At 51.3% G+C, this 12,847-nt stretch carries 7 protein-coding genes; 6 read left to right on the top strand and 1 reads right to left on the bottom strand.

Going from position 1 to position 12,847, the window contains the following annotated elements; all coding sequences use genetic code 11:
* Nucleotides 1-16: 16 nt before the first annotated feature.
* The 4 genes from PQG83_RS16995 to PQG83_RS16980 all read left to right on the top strand — a co-directional run bounded on the left by PQG83_RS16995 (nucleotide 17) and on the right by PQG83_RS16980 (nucleotide 8,379).
* Entirely contained in the window at nucleotides 17-1,432 is a 1,416-nt protein-coding gene (locus tag PQG83_RS16995) for a tetratricopeptide repeat protein (RefSeq protein ID WP_312743605.1), read from the top strand.
* 407 nt (nucleotides 1,433-1,839) lie between these two features.
* The gene (locus tag PQG83_RS16990; protein WP_312743602.1) at nucleotides 1,840-5,103 is read left to right on the top strand and encodes a response regulator; all 3,264 of its coding nucleotides are present in this window, start codon (nucleotides 1,840-1,842) and stop codon (nucleotides 5,101-5,103) included.
* Nucleotides 5,104-5,383: 280 nt separating this feature from the next.
* Complete coding sequence (locus tag PQG83_RS16985; RefSeq protein ID WP_312743599.1) at nucleotides 5,384-6,487, top strand: HD domain-containing phosphohydrolase; 1,104 nt, start codon at nucleotides 5,384-5,386, stop codon at nucleotides 6,485-6,487.
* A gap of 512 nt (nucleotides 6,488-6,999) precedes the next feature.
* The gene (locus tag PQG83_RS16980) at nucleotides 7,000-8,379 is read left to right on the top strand and encodes a cyclic di-GMP phosphodiesterase (protein ID WP_312743596.1); all 1,380 of its coding nucleotides are present in this window, start codon (nucleotides 7,000-7,002) and stop codon (nucleotides 8,377-8,379) included.
* A 69-nt stretch (nucleotides 8,380-8,448) separates the two neighbouring features.
* Here PQG83_RS16980 and PQG83_RS16975 read toward each other — a convergent pair whose 3' ends face one another.
* Nucleotides 8,449-8,817 (bottom strand): hypothetical protein, encoded by a 369-nt coding sequence (locus tag PQG83_RS16975; RefSeq protein ID WP_312743593.1) that lies wholly within the window; start codon nucleotides 8,815-8,817, stop codon nucleotides 8,449-8,451.
* Nucleotides 8,818-9,109: 292 nt separating this feature from the next.
* On the opposite strand from PQG83_RS16975, the gene PQG83_RS16970 reads away from it, so the two are divergent.
* Nucleotides 9,110-10,831: a GAF domain-containing protein gene (locus tag PQG83_RS16970; RefSeq protein WP_312743590.1), complete on the top strand. Its 1,722-nt coding sequence runs from the start codon at nucleotides 9,110-9,112 to the stop codon at nucleotides 10,829-10,831.
* A 122-nt stretch (nucleotides 10,832-10,953) separates the two neighbouring features.
* Nucleotides 10,954-12,663, top strand: coding sequence for a SulP family inorganic anion transporter (locus tag PQG83_RS16965; protein WP_312743588.1), 1,710 nt, complete (start codon nucleotides 10,954-10,956; stop codon nucleotides 12,661-12,663).
* The last annotated feature ends 184 nt before the right edge of the window (nucleotides 12,664-12,847 follow it).

Genomic DNA, 12,847 nt, shown 5'->3' with positions numbered 1-12,847 from the left:
GGAAAACGAACAGACCATGAGTATCATCGCAGACACCCTCCAGCGACTTCAGACCCAGACCAAAAATGACGGGACCGAGACGGCCCAGCAGGCACCCCTTGTCCTTCCACCTAAAGTGAGAAGAGAACCTGGTTGGCACCACCGGCCCTCTCCATTAAAGTTTTGGTTGATCGGGATCGGCATGACAATCGGCTTGAGCAGTCTAGGCATGGGTGCCTACTGGATCGGCTTACATCTGGACTTCGGCATGCCAACGGAAGCCTCTTCTTTGCCCGGACAGCGTGTGGCTCTGTCGAACTCTTCTCCGCTTTTAGGGACTCCACCTGATGATTCGGGTTCATTTGAAGCCACGCAGCTACCAACTGCTGAACCTGAAGAGAGTCTTCCAGTATCAGCTGCCCGGGAACCGGATGAGGCATCGCCCACATCCCAAGATGGCGCGTCAATGGAGCCATCCTCTCCATTGAAGGTCGAACATGCCCTCCCCATACAACCCGTGGAAGAAACTCCGGCCTCCCCCGCACCTGCAACACGATTAATAACCCCCACATCCGAAGACCCTCACCAGAAAACCGCGGGCACATCCCTCTCAACGCCACGCACAACAACAGACGTAGCACAGAACCAGCCCAACACTGATCCGAAGAAATTTGCAACCAGTCCTCCAATCACAGTCCTTGCCCAATCAGAACAACGTGATTCGACCTTTGTCGAAGTCGCATCCGTCAATGAGGCAGGCAAACCCATCCCGTTAGAAGCCGATTTAGAGGAAGAACCAATCAATCTGGATGAACTCACAACCATCACCTCTCTTGTGAGTGACGCGCCTTCTGCCCCTGTTAACACGGCAGCCCTTACTCTGAAAAACGAGGGGGTTCAGGTGAACGCTCAAAACACAGGTCCACCTCAGCGATCTTCTGCCAATTTGCTCCATCGCGCCCGAGAACTTATCCAAAACGGTGAATACAAAGAGGCGCATGCCATGCTTTCCCCCCTCTTCCATGATCCTCCCGTCACCTGGGAACCATGGTTCTGGATGGGCACGGCGTATTTGGGAGCAGGACAGCTTGAACAGGCGGATCAGTATTTCTTAAGCGGCCTCGCACGCAACGACAAAGTCCCACAATTATGGATCCAACGAGCTCTGGTAGCGGAACAACAAGGGAGTTTCCAACTTGCGGTGCATGAACTTCGGCAGGCCGAGGCACTCCAACCGGAATTGCCCCATATCCATTTGAATATGGGCTATGCCTATGAACGAATGGGGAATAATCGGTTAGCGAATCAATATTTTGGTAGGTTCTTACAATTAACAGAAGGCCAGCCGGAGTTCTTTTCTACCAGAAAAAAATTGTTTGCCCGCTTGTCCTCACTAACCAAGACGCGGGGCTCAATATTGGACAACTCCCCAGGCCTGAGGAAAGAGCAATAACCAACGGAATCACTGGCGTCTGAAGACGCCCTCGCCACCATATTCCCGGCCGGTTCACTGCCTAAGGAGTCATTATGGTTGGCGGCTATGCACCATGCCAAAATTTCATTCGGCTCGCTCAGGACGCAGGACTAGGCGCCGTCCCTTTGAAGGTTTTTTTAATGGGAAAAATTTCCTTAACTTCGGGATTCGGTCCGGAAGAATGCAGACCGATTCCCACACGAGTCTTGGCTGTATCCGCCCTGGAAAAATTAGGAACCTTCGATTGAGGATGAAACATCCTCTTCAGTTGAACTCCTCCCATTACCAGGGCAGCCTGCAGGTCTGAGCGATCTAATTGAAAAAGGGGACGGTAGTCTCCTTTTATTTGAAAAACTTACCCCAACTAGTGAAGGCCCATTAATCCCATGACATTCGCTCCGACTGGACATCGCGTCATTTGGTTCGTGTGGTTTCTCGTATTCCTTGGTGTTCTCCTTGGTGTTGTCACCCTGGGCCTGACGAGATATACGCTCTTTGAGGTACAAACCAACAAAATAATTGCGATGGAAGCAGGAGCGTTACAGAGGGAAATGGGTAATGCGCTGAATCATCTCGGCGTGCAGGCAGTGAAACAAATAGAAAACACCCTGGAAAATCCTCTTGCGAGCACACTCAACCCCGATCCATTTCAATCCTACGAAAAAACGTTGAATGAGCGAATCGACGAGTACCCCACCGGAGACACCCACGACATTTTGAGTCAAATGCTAAAGACTGGTCAGCGTCTGCAAGCCCTGGGCGTAGATGTGCGAAAGTGGGTCCAACATTCCCGGCCAATCTTGAAAGACCTGCAATCACAGCAAACCATAAAAACGGCCAGGGAACGGTTAAAAAACTTGAAGAACCAAATTCAATCCTGGGAAGAAAAGACACGCCTGGCTCAAACCATGGCCTATCGCAAAGGGAAACAGGCCCCTCCTTCGGAAGCCTTGGTATTCTCCGAGGACTTGCTCGCACATCAGATTCGCAATGCCGCCCTAGGTGTTTCGATTATTCAGACAGAATTGGGGAACCTGTCCGTTTTATTGGAAACTCTTTATGGCGAACGCAATCCCGATCGGCTCGTCGATTTAAAAGATTCCCAATTGCAACAGAATTTGATTCGACTCTCGCTGGGAATGAATATGCTAGTGGGGGACTCGCCCATTCCAAACGACACCGTTCAAAAGATTCTTCAGGATCTAGGGTCAATCTTCTTTGGTCAAGGATATACGATAGACAGGACTCATCAAACCATAGGGCTAGGCTCTGGAGGTCTGTATCGTTTTAAACAAAATTCTCTTCGTCTGGAGTCGGAACGTGCGGAATTCTATGTACGCTTGGAGGACATAAAAGAACAGATTGGTGAAGCTCAAGTGTCATTCGCCAAACTGGCGTCCCAACAAACCCAAGAAGTGACAAACAAATTCGAAAACTCCTTTGCGCAAAGCTGGAGGTTTATGTTGACCCTCAGTCTAATATGTGTAGCCGGATTTTTATCCACGGCATGGATTATTTCCAGGTGGATTCACAAACAATTGACGCTGCTAGAGACCTCGAAAACCCAGGCTGAGGCCGCAGTACAAGCCAAATCCCAATTTTTAGCCACCATGAGCCATGAAATTCGCACCCCCATGAACGGGGTGATCGGGATGACGGGCCTCTTACTCGAAACCGATCTGACCTCGCAGCAACGCCAGCTGGCCAACACCGTGCGGTCCTCCGGCGAAACCCTGCTAACCCTTATTAACGACATCCTCGATTTCTCCAAAATCGAAGCCGGCAAGCTAGAGTTCGAGATCATTGATTTCGATCTGCGCACCACCCTGGAGGACACGCTCGACTTGCTGGCCGGGCCAGCCGGCACGAAACAATTAGAACTCGTGGGGCTGATTTCCAGCACGGTGCCGACCGCTCTGCAAGGCGACCCCGGACGCCTGCGGCAAATTCTCATGAATCTCGTGGGCAATGCCATCAAATTTACGGCCCGCGGTGAGGTCGTCGTCCAAATTCAGGTCCTCGATGATACTTCCGACACCGTCACCATTCGGGTGGAGGTTCTCGATACCGGTATCGGCATTGCCCCTGAGGCCCACGCCAAACTATTTCAACCCTTTTCGCAGGCCGATAGTTCGACTACCCGCCAGTTTGGTGGCACCGGCCTGGGCCTGGCCATCTCCAAACAACTCGTAGAGCAGATGGGCGGAAACCTGGGGGTGGAGAGCAGACTGGGGCAGGGCAGCACCTTTTGGTTTACCGCGTGTTTGACTAAACAACCTGCCCCCGCACGGTCCCCTACACCCGACAACACTTGCCTGGTGGGCGCCACCGTCTGCGGAGTCGACGATCACCCCACGAATCGTCAATTATTGGCGCAATACTTTCGAGACTTGTGTATGACCGGCTTTCTGGCCGCCACTCCCACGGATGCTCTGGCTCTTCTCCGACAGGCGGCTCACCACGGCAAGCCCGTGGACCTCGCCATCATTGATATGGAAATGCCTGGTATGGATGGACTGCAGTTAGCTCGCACCATTAAAGCTGACCCGAACATCGCGGCCGTGCGCCTCGTGCTCCTCACCTCCTTGGGGACGCGGGGCGATCACAAGGCCGCGCAAGAGGCCGGGTTTGTCGGCTATCTGACCAAGCCCATTCGAAAAAACCAGTTACAAGTCTGCCTGGAAACAGTCATGGGCTATGAGCCCGTGGGCACCAACGCCCTCTCGCCCCCGTTGATCACATCCCACCAGCTGCAGGAATGGCGTCGGCCAAAGCGGGCGCGTATTCTGGTGGCCGACGATCACCACGTCAATCAGCAATTAGCGGTTATGATGGTGGAACGCCTCGGGCACCGTGCCGATGTGGTGGCGAATGGCCGAGAGGCCCTCGAAGCCCTGTCCCGGATTACCTATGATGCCATTCTGATGGATTGTCATATGCCCGAAATGGATGGATATGAGGCCACACGCGCGATTCGTGGGCAGGAAACGAAAGAAGGAACCCATAAAGAGTTAGATGGGAAAGAGCCCATACACTCTCAACCCTTTCTTCTATCCTCTGATACCTCTCTGCCCATTTCCAAACACATGCCCATCATTGCCCTCACCGCCAATGCCATGCAGGGGGACCGGCTCAGATGCTTGGAAGCGGGAATGGACGATTACCTGAGCAAGCCTATTCGTCCCGAAGAGCTGATCCGCGTATTGACAAAATGGCTGCCTCGGCAGATTTTCAATATTCCCACTCAGGAAGAAGGCCCATACCTCCTGCCCCATTCACCTCCCTCCGGACAGCCTGCAGTCAACACCAAAACCTTAAAGGAACTCGAAGAAATTGGAGGCCGGGCGTTTCTGGAGTCCATGATTCAGAAATTCGTCGAGGACGCCCTCCAGTGCGTCACCCTCATCGAGCACGCGTTGGACACACACAACCCCACCCAATTGAATGAGGCTGCCCACGGCCTTAAGGGGATTTCCCGAAACATGGGTGCCGACTCATTAGCACAATTAGCGGGTGAAATTGAAGCCACCTGTAAGGCCGGAGAGCCAGCCGCCCTGTCAGGCTGGGAACCCCAAATTCAAGACGTCTTTCAACAAACCCGGAAGGAACTTGAGGGTATTTTTGATAGATCGAAAGAAGGGACACATTGATATAGGAAAATCTCACCTGTATGTCCCCGCCACTTTTCCCGAAAGACTCTTCCACCAGAACCATTCATTTCTGCTCCTCACTTCTTTCGATATCAAGTAGACCCTTACATCAAGTTTCATTGGGATTGACCGACAAAAATAAATGTCCGATACCATTCCCAGGAGAGAAGAATCACATAGAAATCGATGAAACGTCTAACCGATCTCCATGTTGGTGGCCGGTTAACCAGGATTCATTCTGGATGATGACGTTGATCCTTTTGATGTCATACGGACTACAATGATTTCCCTACAGCAATGCCAAAATGCCACGATTCTCATCGTGGATGATCAAATGACCAACATCATGTTCTTGGAGAGCATTCTAAAAAATGGCGGGTACACTCAAGTCCATTCCACCCAAGATCCCACTCAAGTGATACCTCTGTTTAAAGAACTCGATCCAGATCTAATTTGCCTTGATATCCGTATGCCTGAACTTAATGGGTTTCAGGTAATGGGACAACTCCAGATCATTTACAAGCACGGGTTTCTCCCCATTCTGGTCCTTACGTCAGAAGAGGACCGGGAAACCCGCCTCCGAGCATTAGAATCAGGGGCCAAAGACTTCCTGCCTAAACCATTCGATAGGGTGGAAGTGTTAATGCGAATTCGTAATTTACTGGAAGCCAGCCTACTCAATAAAACGGTGTCCCAACAAAATGACATATTGGAAGAAACCGTCCGGATCCGTACCCAAGAGCTCAAAGACACTCAACTGGAAGTAGTCCACCGCCTTGCCCGTGCAGCCGAACATCGAGACAATGAAACCGGCGCGCATATCATCCGCATGGCTCACTTTGCCGTAGCTTTGGGACGTGCCGCCGGCATGTCCGAAGACGAGTGTGATGTCCTCTTTCACGCGACCCCCATGCACGACGTCGGGAAATTGGGGATCCCGGACCGGATCCTCCTGAAACCCGGAAAATTGGATCACGAAGAATTTGAAACCATGAAACAGCATACCGTCATCGGGGCCAAACTCCTCTCCGGCAGCCAATCACCCATCCTACAAATGGGTGAGGTGATTGCACTCACCCACCACGAAAAATGGGATGGCTCCGGCTATCCGAATCGCATTGCCGGGGAAGATATTCCGATAGTCGGCAGAATTTGCGCCATCGCTGATGTTTTTGATGCGCTCTCATCCAAACGATGCTACAAAGATCCCTGGCCCCTGGAGAAAACGCTCAAGGAGATTCACTCCCTAATAGGTAAACAGTTCGATCCCCATCTAGTAGACCTGTTTTATGAACTTATGCCTGTGATCACCGACATTCAGCGAACCCACACGGATATGGAGATTCCCAAATTCGACCTGCTGAAAACCCACAACCACGCCTAAGGAACTCGCTCCCACGCTTTGGGCTCAAAACATCTGTTTCGTCCCTCTTTCCCTCATTCACCCACTTGCTCCTTTTTTGTTAGTATGCTTAATTTTTTCACCCACATTTGACCTTCGAAGAGTGTTCCCTTCATTGCGTATTTTAATAGACCTGTGTGGTCAAGAGGATTAGGCCCTCTTTCCAAAATCCTTTGGCTCCAGGCGAATTCCCCACGAGTCTGATTGATGCGTGGATGTAATGACCCCTTGGTAACGCGGGATAAATGACCTGCATCAACTTCCCTCATAGCCCATTGCACTCCATCCGCATTTCTTTGTTACGTTTTTCCCGGACCTCCCCTTAATTTAACATTCCTTCCTTCCGACAAAGTCAGTAGCAACACTGTTGTAGAAAAACAGCCCACAACGGGGCAGATATTCTGCATATTCTTTGCCCCATGACCACACACAACCAAAGGTCTCAATTGTCAGACAAACCCGATCATGACGTATGACTAAAATCGAGAGTTAACATGTCTTTCGTACCACTTCATCCAACCGCTCTGCGACTGGGATTGTACATCAAGATTGAGGGATCCTGGTTCAGTCATCCGTTTCCAACCAATTCATTCAAAATCGAATCGGCACAGAATCTCGAAACACTTCGTGGACTCACGAAGGTCAAGTTGTATTTCGATCCAGATCGTTCAGACCCGGAAGGGATTCCTCCCGACCACACCATGGCGCTTGACCGGAAGAAGGTTCAAAGCCCCGTAGAACAGGATGAAGAACCTTCAAACGAATCTGAGGCCATCACCCCCCACGATTCCTCAGAGGAGGAAGCAACTCCGGAAGATCCTATACAACGAAAATTCGCCCAACACCAAGCCTTCCAGGTCTACCAGGAACATTTGCAAGCAGTTGGTGGTCAATTTCAGGAGGTGGTGCAAGAAGCCAAACAGGTCATGCAGGATGTGATCACCGGTCGACCTCGAGGACTCCGAACGGCCCAGAAAATTGTCGGAGAGCTTTATGAGATTCTCGATATCGCTGACAACTCGAGAGCACTGTTGAACCTCATCGGTTCCAACGAACCGAATGAGGAATTTTTTCTACATGCGCTCAATGTCTGTTCATTATCTCTCATGGTCGGGCAGGATTTAGGATTATCGCGTGAAGACGCTGAAAAACTGGCTCTCGGAGCTCTTTTCCATGACATTGGCGAACTCAAGTTTCCGGCAGAGCAATTATTACGAAAAGGGTCGATGTCTGCTGCCGAACGGAAGAACTTTTTGAGTACGCATCCGAAATACGGCGTGGAGTTGGCCGAAAAATTGCCTAATTTCCCTTATGAAGCGATTGACGTGATTCGCCAACATCATGAACGCCTCAACGGGTCAGGGTTCCCAACAGGAAAAAAAGACGATCAAATCAGTAAATTCGCCAAAATTGTCATGGTGGTGGATGAGTACGATGAATTGTGCCATCACCCGGACCCAGCCAAATCCCTCATTCCCTCAGAGGCCCTATCCTATTTATACGTCAAATGCCGGCATAGACTATGGCACGACGTGGTCGTCTCGTTAATCAGTCAGTTGGGTGTCTACCCTCCAGGCTCACTGGTTAACTTGAGTAATCAGAAGATTGGAATCGTCACCAGCGTGAATCTCGCGAACAGGCTCAGGCCGGTCATTCTGGTCTATGATGAGCACACCTCTTCGGATGTACCGATTATTTTGAACCTGTCCGAAGAGGATGAGTCGCTCTCTATTGTCAGTGCCATTCGACCCGCTGACCTTTCTGCCAAAATCAGGGAATGCCTCAATCCTCGTCGAATCATCAGCTACTTTCCCTCTGCCTCTTCCACAGAATCCGGAGTCGGAGGTCTGCGCACTCTGGCCGGATCCACATAATCCCTGCATACGAACACCTCGATAGACTATCCTCACGAACACACCGTTTGTCTTGTGCTAGGTGGAGTCCTATGAGCGAAAAGACTGCCCAACGATCTGTCGGATCCAGTCCACCCATGTTTTCTTCGCTTCAAGAGGAGCCTCAGGATCAGGATACTCCACCCACAGCTCCTGATTCCCAAGATACTGCTCACCAATAAAGATGCGTTGGGTTCGTAATTGCCGAAAGCCCCTCTCCTGCAATATGGCAATGAGAGCTTGTAGGACCTGGTCTTCCGTAGGAACGGGATCGATATCTATCTGAAGCGATTCATAGCGGAGCCTGGCCTGGAATCCTCCTTCACAAGGAATGACATGGATTTGCCGATTAAACCCACGGTCACGGTCATCCAACCCGGCAACATGAAAGATATGGACGTGAGGAGATGTGGAACTCATACGCGTAGGGCCTATCATACCTCCACTTGTCATCTTGCCATAAGAGGAAAAATGCCGTCGAGCCTTTGGAGCCATTTCCCCCCTTCCCCGTTCACATATAGATTTTCTTTCGTTCACAGCATGCCTTCGTCCAGGTATGCGCTCTCGACTGATGTATTAGGCCATCATTTTCCGCTGACTCCTCTTGCACTCACCGGTGTGCTTTTCGTATCGTGTTCCCGAAGTAATGTCACTGAATGCGGGGGGGATATTTGTGTCGTATTCCCCTTTTCATGTATTCCCATAAGACCCCATGCCAAGTCCGTTGTCCCTTCAAAACTCGGTTGAACGCCCTCAAAAAAATAGGGGGCAGGTTTTAGCTTTAGCCTTGCTTGTGGCTACAGTAGTCTTCGTCGTGGACCTCTTTCTTCCTATGGGAGTGGCCGAAGCGGTCCCTTATGTCGCTTGCGTCCTGATTGCCCTCCGGTCTCCAGATAAAAATGATCCATTGCGTCTGGCAGGACTCTGTACTTTTTTAACAGTCATCGGGTTTTATTTTTCACCGTCCGGGGCTGAACCATGGATAGGTATAACAAATCGGTCGATTGCCTTATTTGCGATTTGGTCGACCGCCCTGTTAGCCATGCAGGTGAGAGAGGCTGACGAAGCGACTCGTGACCAGAGTTCCATGCTGACCGGCATATTGTCGAATATGCCGGCCGTGGCATTTCGGATCGATCAGGAAGGGGTCATGCATGATTCCTTCGGTCGCGGCCTGGCTCGTTTCGGCTTAAAGGAATTGGCCGCCATCGGCCGTATTCCCTTGGAGCCACCCGATCAGATAAAAAATCAGGTCAAGGAAGGCACTCTGGCCAATTCAGTGTTTTACGAAAGCAATGGAATCCTGCAGGGGAAGCCCTGGTGGTTTTTAAATTGTCTGTGCAAATTGGAAGGCGACCAACCGGGCCTCATTGGGTTTGGCATTGACATTACTGATCGTAAGCGTGCGGAACGACGCCTGGCCTTGCATGATGTTATCGCAGACATCCTGACCACCGCGTCTAGCATTACAGAGACATATCCTCAAATTCTCCAAGCCATTTGCCACACGCTGGATTGGAAGGTGGGCATCCTCTGGCGAATGGACTATCAGCGACAGGCCCTGGGAGCGGCCCTCATTTGGCCCTCGGACTCTCCTCAAGCTCAAGCCATGTCATCAGCACACTCCGGTTGGGCGCTCACGCCTGCTGAAGGACTGGCGGGGCAGGTGTGGGCCACTCGAAGCCCTCTCTGGATCAAGGACCTTGCCGATTACCCCAAAGATCCTAGAAGCCAGACGGCTCTGGAAATGGGACTTCACGCCGGATTCGCTATTCCCATTTGCCTGGCTGAGAATACGAGAGCGGTACTCGAATTTTTCTCCTCATTCCCGGAAGAAGCGGACGATATGTTGCTTCAACGGCTTTCGAATATCGGTTTTCAAATCGGTCAGTATATTGAACGGGAGCATAAGGAACGTCGACTGGCCACGCATCACAGTTTAACCAATGTTCTCGCGGAATCTGCTGGAATGACTCAGGCGGCTTCCCTTATCCTGGAAGCCATTGGTGACAATTTAGGATGGGATCTCGGAGCTATTTGGACACTGGACTCCTCACAACAGGTCATGCGTTGTCTCAATGTCTGGCATTCCCCTCACTTAAACCTCGATGCCTTTCGGCAGGCCTCCCAATCAATCACGTTTGCACGGGGAGTGGGATTACCCGGTCGGGTTTGGAAAAGCGGCAAACCGTCATGGATTACCGATGTGGTATCCGACCCGAATTTCCCGCGCGCGGCTGCTGCCGCACGAGAAGGGCTCCATTCCGGATTTGCCTTCCCCATGAAATCGGGAACTGAAATCGTTGGCGTCATCGAATTTTTCCACAGAGATATTCAAAAGCCCGACGAAGAATTGTTGGCCATGTTTGCCTCCATTGGTCTTCAAATTGGCCAATTCATCCAGCGGACCACCAAGCAAAGTCTTAATGGATAATCGATGGTCTCGTCAATTAATTTCGGCCTGATTGATTGGTAACCAACGACATGCACGTGGGGTATCTTTTCCTGGCAGCTTTTGTGACCTATCATTCGAATCTACCCCCTCCCTCCTGAAAAATGGCTGCTACTTCTCCAGTGCTTTCATGGGTTCATGGCCTTCATTTCAATAACATACGGGGAGACCTGTATGGTGGTTTAGTGGCCGCGGTCGTGGCCTTACCGTTAGCCTTGGCCTTCGGAGTGACATCCGGACTCGGGGCAATTGCCGGTCTGTATGGAGCTATTTTCGTGGGGTTTTTCGCAGCCCTCTTCGGCGGGACTCCTGCACAGGCCTCAGGACCGACCGGTCCGATGACCGTGGTGATGGCCGGCATCATCTTGAACTTTGCCGATGAACCGGCATTGGCATTTACCGCTGTCATCCTCGGCGGGGCCTTCCAAGTCTTATTTGGACTGATGGGGTTTGGTCGGTATATCACCTTGGTCCCCTATCCGGTCATTTCAGGATTCATGAGCGGCATCGGAGGAATTATTCTCATTCTTCAGGTTGCCCCCTTTCTCGGTTTGGAAGCAAAGTCCAAAGTCGTGGCCAACCTCATGGCCATGCCCGAGTTCCTCGCATCGTTTTCTCTCCCCGCCATGTTGGTGGGGTCTCTCACATTAGCCATTGTCTATCTCACTCCACCCTCCATCGGCAAACGCCTTCCCCCGGTGTTGTTGGCTCTCATCGTTGGAACGATGGTCGCTGAGATGTTCTTTCCAACCCTTCCGGTTATCGGGGATATTCCTACAGGATTTCCCGCGCCGATTTGGCCGACCATGCATACCAATGCTCTTGTCGTAATGGTTGAAGAAGCCCTCGTCCTGGCATTATTGGGAACAATTGATAGCCTACTGACTTCTCTCGTGTGTGACAATATGACACGGACCCAACATGACTCCAACCGTGAATTGATCGGGCAGGGCATTGGCAATATGGCTTCGGGGTTTTTCGGAGGCCTTCCTGGAGCCGGCGCCACCATGCGATCCGTGGCAAACATCCGAACCGGAGGCCGCACACCTCTTTCTGGCATGTTTATGGCGGTCGTCCTTCTCGGCACTCTGCTTGGCTTAGGCCCTCTGGCTGAAAAAATTCCACTTGCGGTTCTCGCCGGTCTGCTTATCAAGGTCGGAATCGATATTATCGATTGGCGATTCCTGAAACATATGGCGCAAGCTCCACGAACCGAGGTTCTGGTGATGATTGTGGTTTTGTCCGTCACGGTGTTGGTCGACCTCATCACGGCGGTGGGCATTGGCGTGGTTTTAGCCAGCGTGATGTTCGTGAAGCGAATGGCCGATCTGGAACTTGAAAACCTCAGTGTAATCACGGGCGCCTCGAAAGAAACACCGCTGTCGAAGGAGGAGCAACGCATCCTGGACCGAAACCGCGAGCGCATTATCATGATTCATGTGAACGGGCCGATGAGCTTCGGATCAGCTAAAGACATGGTTCGTCGCTTAGAATCGGTAAAAAGTTTCAATACCTTTTCCAGCGTGATTCTCGATCTCACATCGGTACCTTCCATAGACGGAACCGCTGCGTTAGCCATCGAAGACATGCTGGTGATGGTGAAAACTCATCAGCAGGATGTCTTTTTTGTGGGTATGCGTCCGGGAGTCGCTCGAGTTCTCAACGGACTCGGGGTGCTCGATAAGGTCCCACCTGAGCATCGATACCCTCTTCGGTTGGATGCATTACGCCACGCCGCTCATATAGGTGGATCCACCCATCCGTACGATGTCCCTCCCACAGAAATTCAATCTAAACATTCAACACCTTCATGAGGTATGTTTTTTGATAACGTCGCCTTCTCTGTTTCGGAAAACGCATTCATAGTGTAGCTGAGACACTCTGCCCTGCACCCACCCCTTTAAAGGCCTGGATGCGAGAAAGATCACCAATCAGTGTAGTGACCCTAATCGTATTGGTTTAATCAGTCAGACTCTATCTGGGACCACCGGTCCGAAA

It is taken from the genome of Candidatus Nitrospira neomarina, from assembly GCF_032051675.1.
Classification (GTDB): domain Bacteria; phylum Nitrospirota; class Nitrospiria; order Nitrospirales; family UBA8639; genus Nitrospira_E; species Nitrospira_E neomarina.
Note: the sequence above shows the minus strand (reverse complement) of the source record. Positions and strands in the feature narration are given on the sequence as shown.

Coding starts and splice junctions, on each gene's coding strand:
- PQG83_RS16995 (WP_312743605.1), top strand. CDS start 17: ATGAGTATCATCGCAGACACCCTCCAGCGACTTCAGACCCAGACCAAA.
- PQG83_RS16990 (WP_312743602.1), top strand. CDS start 1,840: ATGACATTCGCTCCGACTGGACATCGCGTCATTTGGTTCGTGTGGTTT.
- PQG83_RS16985 (WP_312743599.1), top strand. CDS start 5,384: ATGATTTCCCTACAGCAATGCCAAAATGCCACGATTCTCATCGTGGAT.
- PQG83_RS16980 (WP_312743596.1), top strand. CDS start 7,000: ATGTCTTTCGTACCACTTCATCCAACCGCTCTGCGACTGGGATTGTAC.
- PQG83_RS16975 (WP_312743593.1), bottom strand. CDS start 8,817: ATGAGTTCCACATCTCCTCACGTCCATATCTTTCATGTTGCCGGGTTG.
- PQG83_RS16970 (WP_312743590.1), top strand. CDS start 9,110: ATGCCAAGTCCGTTGTCCCTTCAAAACTCGGTTGAACGCCCTCAAAAA.
- PQG83_RS16965 (WP_312743588.1), top strand. CDS start 10,954: ATGGCTGCTACTTCTCCAGTGCTTTCATGGGTTCATGGCCTTCATTTC.